This window comes from Fervidobacterium sp. 2310opik-2, assembly GCF_011057735.1.
Taxonomy (GTDB): domain Bacteria; phylum Thermotogota; class Thermotogae; order Thermotogales; family Fervidobacteriaceae; genus Fervidobacterium; species Fervidobacterium nodosum.
In genome coordinates this window covers 1-16,068 of sequence record NZ_LNGG01000012.1, presented here as the reverse complement: position 1 = coordinate 16,068, position 16,068 = coordinate 1, and the positions used below count along the sequence as shown (strand labels likewise).

Sequence of the window (16,068 nt, the reverse complement as noted above, 5' to 3'; positions counted from 1 at the left end):
GAAGAAATGTTTTTCATAGAAAAGGAAAAACACAAGTTCTCTCTAAGTAATCCCGCCTTGCTAGTCGTAGACGTACAAAATTACTTTTTCGACAAGACATCACCAGCATATTTGCGTGGATCAGAAAGAATTTTGGAAAATATAAAAGAACTAATAGAAGGTGTGATGGGAAAAATTCCCATCATTGGTACTTTGCACATTGGAGGCTCAAATCGCATGAAAAACTGGTGGGGAAATATTGTGGAAGACGAATGGGCAAAACTGATGATTGAAGACTATAAATTTAATCACATCATAAAGAAAGATAACTACGACGCCTTTTATAAAACATCCCTTGAAGAAATATTAAATTCTCTTAAAGTTGATCAACTAATAATAACGGGAGTCATGACACACTTATGTTGTGAAACAACCGCACGAAGTGCGTTCGTGCGGGGATACGAAGTTATTATGGTTGAAGATTGCTTATGGGATAAGGATGAGTGGTATCATTACGCTTCATTAAAAAATCTCGCACATGGATTTGCTGTAATATCAAATAAAGAGGAGATATTGAAAAATTTCTAGAATAATATGTTTACTCCTCTTTGACGAAAGTATACGCTTCTTCCAACTTCTTTTGCGCATTCAAGTGCCTTTGCACATACTGACCACAGTTACTTCCTATCTTATTTTCCTCGAGTTCACCAACACTTATTATCACATCGTATCCACTTTCTCTTAACTTATCGACGAATTCTCTATGTTCTAGCACCAAACCCTCACCAGTTACATCAGAATTAAGGCCGTTTTCTATTGAACGATACGTTGGATTCACTGGAGTAATTTTTATCAAGAATTTTTCCGGATTGAAGAAATTCATAATTACACGTGCATCGGCAATGTTTTCTTTCGCTAAGGCAAAGTTCAATGTAATCTTTCTATCTTCGGTTGTGACAAATTTTTCACCGTATTCAGATATTTCTCTAAATGACCATTTTTTTACCGGAATTATCTCATCTCTTTGCTTTTCATCTGTACTGTGAATAGAAAACTGAAGCTGGAACTTTCCACGATAATGCTTTTCTTTTATTTCAATTAATCTCTCAAACCATCCGTTTCTTCCAATTGGCGCAACAGTACTAATCGATGGCATAAGCCCTGGTGCGTCTATTATCTGAGGCAATTCATCTAAAACCTTCAAAACCTCGTCATTCAACGCAGGTTCCCCTACACGAGCAAATTGAATTTTGAACTTTTCGACAGGAACTTCATCCTCGTAACGACTTCTAATCAAGTACAATATTTGAGCCAAAATTTCCTCTTTGGATAATCTTCTTTTATAGTACCCACCAGCATCACACATTTTACAACCAACGGGACAACCATCCATTGTTGAAACAATCAGTACCCATTTTTTATCTCTCGGAATCGGTGGTTGGACTGACTCAACAAATTCCACGAGAGCTCCTTGCCTAGTCTTACCCAAATAAACCATCGCTATATCTTCTTTACCGTATTTTTCGATAATTTCAAGTTCTTGCGTGTATTTTAAATCCTTCAAAACCAAAACACCTCCAACTTCCATTTATTTTTTCATATTTCTATCTTCTTTAATATTTCCATCGCACATTTAACTCCATCACCTATGGCTATAGAAGATTGCCTAAAGTCCACATGTGCAACATCACCAATTATATAAACCTCTTTCCCAATTTCAACATTCTCAATTTCAGGTCTATTCTCAAGCCTTCCAATAGCTATAAGTAAAGCGTCGAAAGTATATCTTCCTTTTGAAGTCTCTACAATAATTTTATCATCAATGCTATTTTTACTTTCCACATTCAAAATTTCATCATTTATTCTTACTGGAATACCTAATCTTTCAACTTCCTTAACAAGCTTTGGCACAGCCTTTATTTTATTACCCCTAACAAAAACGGTGGAACTATTACCTCTCATAGCATTTTTGATAGCGCCATCAAACGAAACATCCCCACCACCATAAAAAGCGATATTTTTCGCGTCCTTTGGTAAATCTCGGAATTCATACACAATTCTATTAGAAATTTCGAATTTTTCAATTCTTTTCGGCTTAGTTCCCGTTGCAATTACGACTATATCGGAAAAATAAACATTATTTTTCCCAACCAATTTTATCTTCCCATCGTTTCCATAATTTTCTCTCTTTGTTATTTTAAAAATCTCATCGTAAACAATATCTATGTTGTTTTCTTTCACTATATTTCTAAATTTTTCAACTAAAAATTCCCCTGGTGCAGGTTCAACCAAGGGAAAATTTTCGACAAACCACGCATTTTCAATTAATCCACCTATAGTTCTTTTTTCGTAAATAACAACATCTACATTGTACCTTTTAAGAAAAGCAGCGCAAGAAACTCCAGCAGGTCCACCACCAACAACTGCTACCAACATTTTAACTGACAATGCTCCCTGACAATACCTTCTATAGAAAATTAATTAAAATCAAATTAGAAACTTTTTTTCTTCTTTTCCAACAAATTTACCTGGTCCCATATCAAACGTACCGCCAAGAGTCAAAACTGTTCCAAGTTCTATTGGTAATCCAACTCTAACGATTTCTTCTACAACCTTTTTTACATCATATTTCACATGTATAAACTCATACCAAAAAACTCCATTATCTATATTTAATATCAAATAAGTAGCACCCGGTATACCATCTTTTGTTCGCCCGACACTTCCAGGGTTCAGTACAGTCTTTCCAAAAACGTGCTTGGCCATCATTAAATGTGTATGTCCATTGATTATCACATCCTCTTCAACATCTTTTGTAAGAATCTTCAGTCTTTCTGCGTTAGTTGTTGGTTTAACGTACTCGAGAAGATAATTAAGCGGGCTACCATGAACAAGCAAAACTTTAACACCTTCAACTTCGATTGACAATCTTTTTGGTAAATTCCTCAAAAATTCTTTATTCTCTGGAGTTGTAACTTTTATAGTCCAATTCAAAGATTCATCACCAACTTCGGTTTCTCTTCCTGGGTTGTACGAACACCCACAACTTTCTTTCTCGTATCCAACGGCATCATCGTAATTTCCCATAACAGTTACTATATTTTTTTCTTTTATCAAGCCAATAACTTCATTTGGATTAGGACCATAGCCCACAAGGTCACCAAGACAATATATTCTGTCTATCTGTCTTTTTTCAATATCATTTAACACACTTTGAAGCGCTTCAAAATTGGAGTGTATGTCTGAAATAAATGCTAACCTCGTCATCTTTAAACCTCCTTAGAAAAATATTTTTGAACCATAAATAGCTTTTGTCCAATTTTGTATTATAACACAAAATTATTAAGAAATTTTAGGATATTTGTGATAGAATAAAAATGGAAATTTGTGGTTAAAAAAGGAGGCCAAACTATATGTATTTGTATATTGCTGATGCCTTTACAGATAAACCTTTCTTAGGTAACCCTGCGGGTGTTGTTTTGCTTGACGATAATCACCAGATTTCAAAAGAGACAATGCAATTGTTAGCTAAAGAATTAAGATTTTCTGAAACAGCCTTTGTTAAGAGAAAAGGAAATAGTGATGAATTTACTGTGCTATTTTTCACACCTGTTTCCGAGATCGACTTATGTGGTCACGCAACTATAGCGACATTTACCGTACTTAGGGAAGAAAAAATCGTATCAACAGGTAAAACATACAAAATGATATCGCGGGCAGGAACACTTGAGATAGAAATTTTTGATAACTTAGTAATGATGGAACAAGCTGAGCCTGCCATGGGTGACGCGCTTGAAAATAAAGATATTGAATATATAGCTCAAGCACTTGGAATAAATCCAAATGATATTGGAGATACGAAGTATAACATATCACCAAAACCAGTTACAACTGGTTTGTGGGATTTGATTATACCAGTTAAAACAAAACAAGTTTTATACAGTCTTTCACCAGATTTCGAAAAAATCTCAGATTTTTGCCGAATAAACAATATAGTAAGCTTCCATGTATTTACATTAGATGAACAAAAAGCGCTTGCAAATTGCCGAGATTTTGCACCGCTTTACGGTATACCAGAAGAGTCCGCAACAGGTACGGCAAACGGCGCATTGATATATTATCTTTACAAACACGGCGTTGTTGAACCTGAAAAGATATACGAAATTATCCAAGGCGAAACAATGGGCAGAACGTCAAACATATTCGCAAAAATAAAGTTGAAAGATGGAATATACAAATCGTATATAGGAGGGAACGCAAAATTAATAGTTGAAGGTTATCTAAAGATTTAAATTTTATTTATCTTAAAAAGAGGATGATTTTTTGGAAAGCTTAAAAAAGATTTTTTCTCATTACCATATCTATTATAGTATTCTCTGCGATAGCTTTTGGTATATTTGTTACATACGCTCTTTATAGAGAGAAAACAAATAACGCAAAGGCTTTAATTTATCAAAAAATAAGTTAATCTCATTTTTGTTGAGAGACATTTTAAGAAATTTTACATCACATTAGTTCATTAGATATTGTGAGAAATGGTTAAAATTAACAGAAAAAGAGAAAAAATATAGAAGAATTCAAAATTTATATTCTGATATAAATTATCTATATTCAGGGCACGAAGATAAAACGCTGAAAATAAAACGTTAACGAAAGATGAATTTTTGATATTGGCAGAAGCTTCGAATTTGAAACAAGCGGTTGAAATAGCCGAGAGAATAAGAAAAATTATTGAAAGTGAATAATTTTATAGAGAAATAAAAATTACTATGAGTATAGGTGTTGCCTCTATCGAAGAATATCCCAACATATTTAACATAGATGAACTTATATCAGCTTCGATAAAAAGTTATACAACGCAAAATACAAAGGAAAAAATAGGACAAAATAATAAAATTAAGGAAAAAAATAAAACATGGCTTCATTCAATCTGAAGCCATGTTTTATTTTTTGATTATTCTTGCGATAATTTTTTAACTATCTCTATCATCTCATTCGAAAGTTTTTCAAGTTTCGCTTTTGTATCTTCAGAGCTTTCTCCTTTTACCATCACATAGGCTTTCATCTTCGGTTCTGTACCAGATGGCCTTACAAAAATCATACCATAATCAAAATCTAACCTAAGCGTTTCATTTGGTATGACACCATCGAACCCTTTTGAGTAATCAACGATATTTTTCAAACCATCTATACTAAATGATTTCATCTTTTCATACACTGCATATGACTTTTCAACAGAGCCAAGCTCGAAGTTTAGTAACTTTTCAAAATAATACCCATACTTACCGTAAAGCTCTTTCAATCTCTCAAGTAGATCAACTTTTTTGGCAACCCTTGCAACAAGTCCAGATGCAAGTACAGCGTCTTTGTCTCTCGCTAAATCCCCAGTCAAATAACCACAGCTCTCCTCAAAACCGATTACAAAATCAAGGTCTTTTCTTTTTTCAACCAAATCACCGATGAACTTAAAGCCGGTAGGTACTTCAAAGAGCTTTATACCATTTTCCTTACACATTGGTACAACCATATTTGTACTTACTATGGTTTTTACAAGCATTCCATTGTTCTTGCCACTTTTTCTGTATTCATCTATCAAATTATCGCTTAAAAGTACTCCGACATTATTTCCAGTTAATCTAACGTTCTTAAATACCACACCAACTCTATCCGCGTCAGGGTCTGTTGCTATTCCTAAATCCACTTTGAATTTCACCATGTACTCTCTTAGAAGTTCAAGTGCCCTGTCATCTTCTGGATTTGGCGTCTTAACGGTTGGAAAATTACCATTGTGTTCCATCTGCTCTTTCACTTCAATAACCTCTGCACCAAGTAATCTTAAAAGTTGTGGGACAAATCTTGCACCCGTACCATGTAATGGAGAATAAACTACTTTCAATCCATCCAATCTTTCACCGATTAACCTTGCAACATCTTGAACGTATTCATCTAACATATCATGAGATACAAAGTTATATTTTTCAACAGCATTTATAGGCTCATTCCAGGCATTCTCTACTAACTTAGCCAAAACATCGGTAACCTCTGGTATAGCTTGCACACCGTTTGATGTGTAAACCTTGTAACCATTATATTCCGGTGGATTGTGACTTGCGGTGATAACAATTCCCATATCCATCTTCAATTTTCTCACACCATATGAAAGCACGGGAGTTGGAACAGGTTCTGAGAATAAATAAGCATCAAGACCTTCGCCAGAAAAAACAGAAGCAGCAATCTTCGCAAACTTTTCAGAGTTGTTTCTTGTATCGTAGGCTATAAGAACTTTGTGTAAGTTGTTCATCTTCATATAATTCGCTACACCTTTTGACGCAACAGCTACAGTTTTTTCATCGAATTCCCCTTCACGCATAATTCCTCTAATTCCACCGGTACCGAAAAGAATCATCAAAATTCCTCCTTTTTCGTGGCTTCGTTTATTAAGAACAAAGATACGACAAATATAAAATAAAATGTATTGAGTACCATCGCTATCTCTGTGTTACGCGAACTCATAAGTCTGAAAACCACTGCAGAGAATGTCATAATAGGTGGTTCCGCTAAGGTTAATGTACCAGACGTCTCTCCCACAGATATTGTAAACGAATAAATGAAAGCTGTAAATAAAAATCCCTTTAAAAGTGGGATTGCTATCTTTACAATAGTTTTGAATCTCCCAGCTCCATCAACACGTGCAGCATCGATAATAGAATTGGGTATACTCCTCCACCCCGATTCTATAATCCCAAAAGATATGGGAAGGGTAATTAAAGAGTGCGTGAGGATTATTTTCAAAAGTGTAGGAATATTTATCAACACATACGAAAACGCTATCGTTACAGAAGACATAGCCGCAGGAATTAAAATAAGATATGTTATTTTCTTACCACGTGATGAATAATAACCCGCTATCGTACTTATTACCAAACTAATTACAGACGCACTTGTAGAAATTAAAATTGTGTAAAAGATAATATCCTTAACCGTGGCACCAACTAAATATTCTAAATTCTCATTTTTGAAAAACTCAAAGTTTTTTAGTGAGAATCGCCCGTAATAATCCAAAAATCCGGATAATGCGGAATAAATTAAAGGCACAAATATCAACAAAGTTGAAACCACAAAAAACACATAACCCCACTTTGGAAATCTTTCCAAATGCTTATGGTAATTTTTTTCGTAAGTCTCCCTTTTTATAGAAAGTACGTAACCTATTATTGAAATGAACAGCAATTGGAAAACCATCAATGTTGAAGCGGCTTTGAAATCAAACGTAATACGTGAGTACATGTATATTGCCACTTCTATAGTTGAATACTTAATCCCCCCTAAGATAAGCACAACGGAAAAACTCGTGAAGGTATATATATAAGTCAGAAAAAATGCCCTTAAAATCGAAGGCATCAACAAATGCAATTCAATCTTTTTAAATATTTCCCACTTACCTGCGCCATCTATCTTTGCGGCCTCTATAATATACCCATCTATATTCTCCCAGGCATCGCCAACAATTCTTATAAACAATGGAAAGTTGTAAAAAACATGCCCAAGCAAAATCGCAGAGAATGTATAGAGAATTTGCAAATCCAGACCAAACAACCTAAGCAAACGTGTGTATATACCACTTTTCCCAAATGTTAGAAAAAAGCCAATAGCCATTGTTATACCTGGTAATACAAAAGGGATACTCGACATAACTTTAAAAATACGCTTTATAACCGGATTTATCTTTGTTCTTCCAACTAAATAAGCTCCGGGAAGACCAAGCAACATTGTCAAAAGCGATGATAAAAAGGCTTGGTATATCGTGAATTTTATCTTCGATAGGTTATCGATAAGGGCTTGTAAGCTTAATCCATTTGAAAAGTAAAGATTGAACGAAAAAGGTATAATTAACGCAAATATAATGTAAAAAATAGGGATTAGCTCGTATATTTTTGACTCTACCTTCCTCAAAAAATCAACCCCCGAAGGTCACCACGTCTGACTCTTAGAATCCTCGAAAGTTTATAGATACTCTGCTCAAGACCACCAGGTCTATTTTGAACCAACCATATTCTTCTGTAAGACTCGATAACTTTATTAAATTCATCCTCAAATTCCATCCATTCATTCTCTGGAACCGCTTGAATGTCTTTGTATATACTCAAAAACTTCATAACTTTAAGCCCCAGCAATGCAAAATCTATATTATTCAAAATTTGGTCAACAACGAATGATAGTTTACTATCTTCATCACTCCTAAACTTTTGAATTTCTTTTCTTAATGAAAGCACATCATTTTCAACTTCTTTGATTTTTTCGAGTTCTAATTTATAATTCCCGTTTCTTTCGGGATACAAGAACGCGTAAAAGAAAGGTGTACCGTTGGGCGTATAAAAGAGCTTATTGTGAACTATTCCAAGTTTGTAAATTAATTCCGCAATAGGATATTCATCAGGATTAACTTCAAAAATATTGATATCCAAAGCTTTTAAAAATTTATCGATATTAACTTCTGAAACATTCCAACTCATTTCCGCGCTGTAAGAAAAACCGATCCATGAGAAAGGTAAATGCTGTACGTGACCGTTATCACCCCAATCGGTAGTGAGTACACCTATCGCACCGTATTTTTTACCATTGAAAATTGCGTTCTTTATATTTACCACTGCATTATCGGCTCTTCCAACAAAAGTATTCCAAGTAGAAGTACCAGGGCAAACGTAAAACGAAAGACCACTGTCAGCGTACAAACCACATTTTTCTTCGTATGGATGATCTGCCTCATATCCCCAAATCATAGGTATCATATCCTTTGGAAGATATTTGATAAATTCCGGGTGATTTTCTATGATATCTCCCCAGAACATCACGGACTTTTTGTGCTTTTTCGCAATGTTGTAAATCTTCATCAGAAAATCAAAATAAACCTTACCTTTCCCATATTTCTCGCAAAGTTCTTTCGATTTACCAACTCCAAGATCGAACGTTTCATCGCACCCTACATTAACTTGCTCACTCGAAAACAGAGGCAATAGTTCATCGAGAATCTCCTCAACAAATTTTTCCGATTCAGGTACAGCTGGAGAAAGTGAAAATGGGTATTCGTAGCGTCCACCCCAAGGTGTTTCATATCCTTCCGGAGATTCCGCAAGATGCTTATATTTCTCATGCACGAGCCACTTACTCATATGACCAAATGTGTTCTGATTTGGCACAAGCTCAACATACCTTTGTTTACAATATTTATCAAGTTCAATTATCTCTTCATGTGTTAGTGGGGAATAATCTTTCCAAACCTCTTCATGCTCTTTATACGCAAACGTATGCTCCATATACAATTGAACCTGGTTTATTTTTAGCTCAGAGAGTTTATCAATAATATACTTCAAAGTATCCAATTTTGGTACTCTATCGCGACTGATATCTATCATTATTCCCCTGTTTGGAAAATCAGGATAATCTTCTATAAAAAGTTTCGGTATTTTTTTGCCAAATTGTCTAATCAACTGCTTTAACGTCTGAACACCGTAAAATAAACCCCTTTCGTCGTGACCAAGAATAGTTATATAATCATCCATGAATAATTTGTACCCTTCTTTGTGCGGTACAACGTATGGATTAACACCAATGAAAATATCGCCATAGTATAGATTGGGACTTTTGTAACGACCAAATCTATACGAAATACCTTCTTTCTCTAAGAAATTCACTAAACTCGTTCCAATATCTACACTCTCAGAAAAAACCCACCGATTTGAGCTTAATAAAAAAGTTCCATCTTTAACTTCCAACTTTTTTGGAAACGGAATAAGGTAAATTTCAAAATCATATCCATTAACTTTCCTCATAAATATCCCCCCATGATTATTAAAAACGAAAAATGGGCACTAATTCCTATTAAGTTCCTCTTTTATTTTGAAAAGCTCATCACGCAACCTTGCGGCATCTTCATAACGCAATTCAGAGGCAGCTTTGTACATCTCCTCTTCAAGCAAAGCAGCGTATTCTTCCAAAGATAAACTCTCTTTCATTTGTAAAATAGAGTCCTCGTACACTTTGTACATTTCCTCTTCTTTGTCTCTAAACGGTGCAAATATGTCTTCCATCAGTGGTTTTATAATCGTTTTTGGCTTTATTCCATGCTTTTCGTTGTACTCCATTTGTATTTTCCTTCTTCTGTTCGTCTCATCAATAGCACGTTGCATAGCTGGTGTTATCCTATCGGCGTACATAATAACCTTTCCATTTTCATTTCTTGCGGTTCTTCCGATTATCTGTATCAACGTAGTCTCACTTCTCAAAAAACCTTCAGTATCCGCATCCAATATTGCCACCAAAGACACTTCAGGCAAATCAAGACCTTCCCTGAGCAAGTTGACACCCACAACAACATCTATTTCTCCAGCCCTTAGTTTTTTCAAAACCTCCACACGTTTAATCGCATCTAATTCCGAATGCAAATACAACGCCCTGATGTTGAATTCTACAAGGTATTCAGCCAACATCTCAGCTGTTTTCTTCGTAAGTACAGTGACTAACGCTTTCTCACCACGTTTTTTGACTTGTACAATCTCGTTTACTAAATCATCAACTTGATACCTCGTTGGTCTTACCTCAACTTGTGGATCTATTAAACCAGTTGGTCTGATTATCTGTTCAACAACTTGCTCTGAAACCTCAAGTTCGTAAGGTCCGGGCGTTGCAGAAACGAATATAACCTGATTAACTTTCTGCATAAACTCATCGAACTTCAACGGCCTGTTATCGTAAGCGCAAGGCAGCCTAAAGCCATATTCTACAAGGCTTTTCTTCCTTGACATCTCACCATGGTACATCGCTCTGAGTTGTGGAATAGTGATATGCGACTCATCTATAAACACTATGAAATCTTCGTCGTAATAATCAAGGAGTGAATAAGGAGGCTCTCCAGGTTGTCTGCCATCAAAGTGTCTTGAATAATTCTCTATGCCGGTACAATAACCGAGTGTAGTAAGCAATTCTATATCATTCATTGTTCTCTGCCAAAGCCTTTGTGCTTCCAACTCCTTACCTTCACTTCTTAACTTCTTAACCTGTTCATCCAATTCTGCGCGAATACTCTTAACTGCTCTCTCTATTTTTTCCTCAGTTGTAACGTACTCCTTTGTTGGATATATAGTTAATCTATCAAGTCGTTCTATAACATCTCTATTCATCCTATCAAATGTGTACATCCTATCAATTTCATCACCGAATAACTCTATCCTTATCCCTTCGTCTTGATAAGACGGGAATATTTCCAGCGTATCACCACGGAGCCTGAAACTTCCAGTTAAACCTATATCTTCCTTTCTTTCGTAACCTATCTTAACTAACTTCTTGACAAATTCAGACAGATTTATCCTCTGCCCAACCTCGAGCTTTATATTGAGCGTATCAAAATCACGTGGGTCACCACATGCGTATATCGCAGAGACACTTGCAACAACGATAACATCCCTGCGCGTCATTATAGATTTTATAGCACTCATACGCATACGCGCTATAACATCGTTTATATCCGCACTTTTCTCTATGTACAAATCCTTTGTGGGCACATACGCCTCAGGTTGATAATAATCATAATAGCTTATGAAAAACTCCACTTTATTATTCGGGAAGAACGCCTTAAACTCCGAATAAAGTTGTGCTGCTAAAGTCTTATTTGGTGAGATTATTAAAACAGGTCTATTAGCTTCCTTTATAACATTCGCCATCGTAAACGTCTTACCACTCCCCGTAACACCAAGGAGTGTTTGAAAACGATAGCCTTTATTCAAACCATTTACAAGACTTTCTATCGCCTGAGGCTGATCCCCCATCGGTTCATAATCACTTACAAGTTCGTATGGCATCTTATACTTTATGCCTCCTCTTAGAGTTTAAAACATCATCTTTCAATAGGATCAACGAACAACGTCTTGAAATTCGAATAAAGCACCAATCCTGGTTTTAAACCCTTCACCTTTTTGACATACTTTATATAGGTATAGTCAACTGGCACATTACTTGAATACCTTCCTTTACTGTATGTAGCCGCCAATCGCGCAGCGTAACGCAATGTATCTTCATCAACGCTCTTCCCATTTGTTTTTATCACCACATGGGCTCCAGGCATACCTTGTACATGTAACCATATATCATTATCACTTGACCTTACAACAAGTTCGTCGTTTTGTCTGTTATTCTTACCAACCAATATCGTAAAACCGTTATAAACATACTTTCTAGGCTCAGAAACCTGTTCACTTTTTTTCTTACCTTTTTTATCAACTTTCTTCTTAATCAAACCATTTTCGACCATTTCATCTTCTATTTCAAATAATTCCTCCAACCCCTCAGCATTTTCTATAGTCAATTGCAACTGCTGAAGGTAAGAGAGTTCTTTAGATAGAATTTCTTTTCTTTCCTCTATCCCTTTTGCTTTCCTTTTCAACTTTGAATACAAATTGAAATATTTAACACTATTTTCGATAGGTGATAAATTCTTCTCCAGCGGTACAGAAACATGGCTATCACTTTCCCAATCGTAAAGACTCGCCATTTCTTCACCACAATTTATCTGGTAACTGTAAGCCTTAATAAGCTCACCATATTTTCTGTATTTATCAGCATCTTTGGATTCTTCAAGTTCTTTCTCAAGTCCAGAGAGTAAATTCTCATAATGGTCTATTTTGCTTTTCACAACACTTATAAGTTGATTTCGTTTTTCAGTAATTTTATCCTTAACTTCAACATACTCAAAATATTCGTTCACACATTTCACAAAATCAGAACATTTTTTCTCATCTCTGTACTGGTGGAGACGTATCACGGAAATATCCTTAGGTTTTTCATCTTCGTAGTACAGTCTTAACGTTCCTTCTTTTAATTCTTCCTTTACACTTATCAATATTTCATATACTCTTTTCAAGTCCTCAAGAGAAACTTCTGATAAACTCTTGTTATCGAGTTCAGATCTATACAAAACCTCTTCTGCTGTGACTTTCGAAAAACCTTGGAATTTGGTGTATATAAACTCGACAAGGTTTTTCTTCTTATCATGAAAATCTTCAAAAATATCTTTCAACCTATCAAATGAATCCAGTTCGTCTATTGTCAGCTTATCTGAAGGATACAAAACGAACTTTTCACCGGGGAATATATTTCTAAACTTCGTTTGGACTCTTTTGAACGTTTCAAGTATCTCCGAATTCTCAACAATTATCGCGTTGGAGTGCTTACCCATAATATCAAAATACAAAGCATAGTTGTGAACAACACCAATTTCGTCAATCTTCTTCAATTCCAAAACAGCCGTTCTCTCATATTGAATATTCGAAAAATTAACAACCTTCGCTCCCCTTATCCTACTGCGTAAAAATTCGACAAAATTATTTTTTTCCGGATCTTCGACAAAATGATTCACAAATGATATATACGAAAAATTCGGATTAAGGGATACCTTTAAATCTCCATTATCAAATGAGAAATATAAAGTATGCTTAGATAAATAGATATTTCTCAAATTAAACCCAATAATTTTCTTTGCTATTTGCTCAACCGTTACCATCATCACAAATCCATCGTACGGCATGAAAGTGCTCCTTTCACGTTCACATCAATATTCTAAATCCAAATCAACGATATTTTTCGGAGCTTTTCCCGAGAGAATTAACCTCAGATTTTCTATCGTTTCGTCTATCCTGCCAGTCTGCCCTTCTATTGTAAATCCACCAACGTGTGGAGAAATGACAACATTTCTAAGAGTATGAATTGGATATTTAGAAGGTAATTGAACAGCATGATCAACATTTGGATAAAGATACCACGTATCTATACCTGCGCCGGCTAAAATATTTTCTTTCAGTGCAAAATAAAGTCCTTCTTCATCAATCAGTTGACCTCTCCCAACGTTTATAAGAAATTTACCACGCATTGAATACAATCGTTCTTTATCTATAATTCCATAAGTTGATTTCGTAAGTGGCAAAGCAACAAAGATAACTTCGCCAAACCTTATAGCTTCATCGATATCTGTGGTAATGTGTTGAACATAATCTACAGATTCGATACTCCTTTTGTACCCCATTATTTCGCAATCAAATCCAGAAAGCAATTTAGCTATACTCCTTCCAATGGTTCCCAACCCAAGAATTGAAACCTTTTTCCCTTGGATTGAATACCAAAAATCTTCCTTCTTTGAGCCTGCTTCGTATCCATGCCATATACCCTTTGACAAATCGTTATGGTACTCCACGACCCTTCCCATAACAGCTAAAGCAAGTGCAACAGCGCGTTCTGCAACAATCTTTCCATTCCCATGGTTATTTGAAACAACAATATTTCTCTTTTTAATTGCTTCTATAGGTAAGCCATTAACTCCGGCCCATGGAACAATAATATATTTCAAACGCTCAGCTTTATTCAACTGACTTTCACTTAATCCACCAGTTACAATTACATCAGCTATCGGAATAAACTGCTCAGCTTCCATTCTATCTGCTGGAATAGCGAAATCATCGTTTGGAAATTCAGATTTCAACTCTTCAATTTTCAATTTAAAATAATCAATTAATTTGGTCAGAAAAAGTACGGTCATATTAACTCTCCTCCTAATAATTTAGACTATTCTAATAAAATTATACCACAATTAAACTAACCAACACTGTAAAAAAAACGTAGGTTGTATATTTACAACCTACGTTCACTATCTTTATCGTTAGATGGACTAAAGACTCATTAGACATTAAAAGAACGTTGTCAACGCAAGATATATTATCGCACTAACACCTGCAGAAAATGGAATTGTTATAAGCCAGGATATCAGTATATCTTTAAGCACTTCTGTGTTAACTACTTCTATACCCCTTGCCAAACCAACGCCAGTAACTGCACCAACTACCGTATGAGTTGTACTTATCGGAAAACCAAATATAGACGAAAGAAGCACCGTTGTGGCTGTACCAAAGTCTATTGAAAATCCCCTTGTATTATTAAGTTCGGTTATATCATGACCTATCGTTTGCATAACTTTGTACCCATACAGTAAAACTCCAAGAGCGATTCCAAGCCCTCCGATAAACAATATATACTTTGGTATCTCAACGCTTGAAAAATTCGTTACTCCGGTTTGTTTGATCATAAATATGAGCGCTATTGGACCTACTGCATTTGCAACATCATTCGCACCGTGTGAAAAACAAACGTAAGCAGAAGTAAGTACTTGAACCCTTTTAAATATTGACTCAACTGCGTCGTAATCGTTGCTATTTCTTTTTACATATCTAATAGTAAGAAAATAAGAAACAATCCATGCAATGAATCCTAAAATAAGCCCAACTATCGCGGAATATGCATATGTTTTTTTCAACGTTTTGAATGTAAAAAGGAAGGAAATAAGGAAGAACGTAAAACCAATCATAACAGGAGCAACTTTCTTAGCGGCGGTAAGTGGGTTGGGTCTGTGTAAGATTGTAACTGTAAGTATTTTGAAAACAAGATATGCTAAAATACCGCCAACAACAGGAGATATAACCCAAGAAAGAACGATTTTCAGCAATTTAGACCAGTAAACAACCTTAAAACCACCACTCACCAAACCAAATCCAATCATTCCACCTATAATAGAGTGAGTTGTAGAAACAGGCATTCCATAAACAGTCGCAAACATTACCCAAATTCCAGCCGCAAGTAAAGCAGAAATCGCACCGTAAATAACATAATTTGGATTTTGGATATGCTCAATAGATACGATACCACTGGCTATTGTCTTAGTAACGGCAGCTCCAAACATAACAGCTCCCAGAAATTCTAAAAAGGAAGCCAGCAATGCTGCTTGCTTTGGAGTTATGGCCTTTGCACCAACGGCTGTAGCCATACCGTTAGCTACATCATTTGCACCAATCGCAAATGCCATAAACATACCTATCAAAATTGCAAATAGTGTTATCATATCCTAATCCTCCTCGTATAATAAGTTCGGTAAAAATTAAAATTGGTCTTTGAAAATTGAATGCATATTTTTTAACACCTCTGGTAAAATAGTTTCAGGTTGCCCCTCCTTGAGACTTTGTTCTCTTAAATAAGATTGCCTAACTAGAGTACAGC

The 16,068-nt window shown here is 35.5% G+C and carries 12 protein-coding genes; 2 read left to right on the top strand and 10 right to left on the bottom strand.

The features are described 5' to 3' along the window. The first annotated feature begins 6 nt into the window (after positions 1-6). Positions 7-567: an isochorismatase family protein gene (locus tag AS161_RS05500; protein ID WP_164542074.1), complete on the top strand. Its 561-nt coding sequence runs from the start codon at positions 7-9 to the stop codon at positions 565-567. A gap of 10 nt (positions 568-577) precedes the next feature. Here the strand turns inward: AS161_RS05500 and AS161_RS05495 are convergent, their stop codons facing one another. The 3 genes from AS161_RS05495 to AS161_RS05485 all read right to left on the bottom strand — a co-directional run bounded on the left by AS161_RS05495 (position 578) and on the right by AS161_RS05485 (position 3,246). Further along, positions 578-1,477 carry a radical SAM protein gene (locus AS161_RS05495; protein WP_238374621.1) on the bottom strand — a complete coding sequence of 300 codons (900 nt, stop codon included), beginning with the start codon at positions 1,475-1,477 and terminating at the stop codon, positions 578-580. A 98-nt stretch (positions 1,478-1,575) separates the two neighbouring features. After that, entirely contained in the window at positions 1,576-2,427 is an 852-nt protein-coding gene (locus AS161_RS05490) for an NAD(P)/FAD-dependent oxidoreductase (RefSeq protein ID WP_164542073.1), read from the bottom strand. A gap of 39 nt (positions 2,428-2,466) precedes the next feature. After that, positions 2,467-3,246, bottom strand: coding sequence for a metallophosphoesterase family protein (locus tag AS161_RS05485; protein WP_164542072.1), 780 nt, complete (start codon positions 3,244-3,246; stop codon positions 2,467-2,469). Positions 3,247-3,392: 146 nt separating this feature from the next. On the opposite strand from AS161_RS05485, the gene AS161_RS05480 reads away from it, so the two are divergent. Beyond that, positions 3,393-4,271: a PhzF family phenazine biosynthesis protein gene (locus AS161_RS05480; RefSeq protein ID WP_164542071.1), complete on the top strand. Its 879-nt coding sequence runs from the start codon at positions 3,393-3,395 to the stop codon at positions 4,269-4,271. Between the two features lie 662 nt (positions 4,272-4,933). Here AS161_RS05480 and AS161_RS05475 read toward each other — a convergent pair. The 7 genes from AS161_RS05475 to AS161_RS05445 form a co-directional block, all read right to left on the bottom strand. Beyond that, positions 4,934-6,385, bottom strand: coding sequence for a phospho-sugar mutase (locus AS161_RS05475; RefSeq protein ID WP_164542070.1), 1,452 nt, complete (start codon positions 6,383-6,385; stop codon positions 4,934-4,936). After that, positions 6,385-7,932 (bottom strand): iron ABC transporter permease, encoded by a 1,548-nt coding sequence (locus tag AS161_RS05470; protein WP_011993671.1) that lies wholly within the window; start codon positions 7,930-7,932, stop codon positions 6,385-6,387. The genes AS161_RS05475 and AS161_RS05470 overlap by 1 nt, the downstream gene beginning before the upstream one ends. Beyond that, positions 7,929-9,809 (bottom strand): glycoside hydrolase family 20 zincin-like fold domain-containing protein, encoded by a 1,881-nt coding sequence (locus tag AS161_RS05465; RefSeq protein ID WP_164542069.1) that lies wholly within the window; start codon positions 9,807-9,809, stop codon positions 7,929-7,931. Before AS161_RS05465 ends, AS161_RS05470 begins: the two co-directional genes overlap by 4 nt. Positions 9,810-9,848: 39 nt before the next feature. Beyond that, positions 9,849-11,834, bottom strand: coding sequence for an excinuclease ABC subunit UvrB (gene uvrB / locus AS161_RS05460; RefSeq protein ID WP_164542068.1), 1,986 nt, complete (start codon positions 11,832-11,834; stop codon positions 9,849-9,851). A 35-nt stretch (positions 11,835-11,869) separates the two neighbouring features. Then, a complete protein-coding gene (locus AS161_RS05455) occupies positions 11,870-13,555 on the bottom strand; it encodes an NFACT RNA binding domain-containing protein (RefSeq protein ID WP_164542067.1) in 1,686 nt (561 codons plus the stop codon). A gap of 24 nt (positions 13,556-13,579) precedes the next feature. Then, the gene (locus AS161_RS05450) at positions 13,580-14,560 is read right to left on the bottom strand and encodes a 2-hydroxyacid dehydrogenase (RefSeq protein ID WP_011993675.1); all 981 of its coding nucleotides are present in this window, start codon (positions 14,558-14,560) and stop codon (positions 13,580-13,582) included. A gap of 147 nt (positions 14,561-14,707) precedes the next feature. Then, positions 14,708-15,913: an inorganic phosphate transporter gene (locus tag AS161_RS05445; protein WP_164542066.1), complete on the bottom strand. Its 1,206-nt coding sequence runs from the start codon at positions 15,911-15,913 to the stop codon at positions 14,708-14,710. Positions 15,914-16,068: the final 155 nt, after the last annotated feature.

Excerpts from the sequence above, each read along its gene's own strand:
- AS161_RS05500 (WP_164542074.1), top strand. The coding sequence starts at position 7 with ATGTTTTTCATAGAAAAGGAAAAACACAAGTTCTCTCTAAGTAATCCC.
- AS161_RS05495 (WP_238374621.1), bottom strand. The coding sequence starts at position 1,477 with ATGGTTTATTTGGGTAAGACTAGGCAAGGAGCTCTCGTGGAATTTGTT.
- AS161_RS05485 (WP_164542072.1), bottom strand. The coding sequence starts at position 3,246 with ATGACGAGGTTAGCATTTATTTCAGACATACACTCCAATTTTGAAGCG.
- AS161_RS05480 (WP_164542071.1), top strand. The coding sequence starts at position 3,393 with ATGTATTTGTATATTGCTGATGCCTTTACAGATAAACCTTTCTTAGGT.
- AS161_RS05475 (WP_164542070.1), bottom strand. The coding sequence starts at position 6,385 with ATGATTCTTTTCGGTACCGGTGGAATTAGAGGAATTATGCGTGAAGGG.
- AS161_RS05465 (WP_164542069.1), bottom strand. The coding sequence starts at position 9,809 with ATGAGGAAAGTTAATGGATATGATTTTGAAATTTACCTTATTCCGTTT.
- uvrB (WP_164542068.1), bottom strand. The coding sequence starts at position 11,834 with ATGCCATACGAACTTGTAAGTGATTATGAACCGATGGGGGATCAGCCT.
- AS161_RS05455 (WP_164542067.1), bottom strand. The coding sequence starts at position 13,555 with ATGCCGTACGATGGATTTGTGATGATGGTAACGGTTGAGCAAATAGCA.
- AS161_RS05450 (WP_011993675.1), bottom strand. The coding sequence starts at position 14,560 with ATGACCGTACTTTTTCTGACCAAATTAATTGATTATTTTAAATTGAAA.
- AS161_RS05445 (WP_164542066.1), bottom strand. The coding sequence starts at position 15,913 with ATGATAACACTATTTGCAATTTTGATAGGTATGTTTATGGCATTTGCG.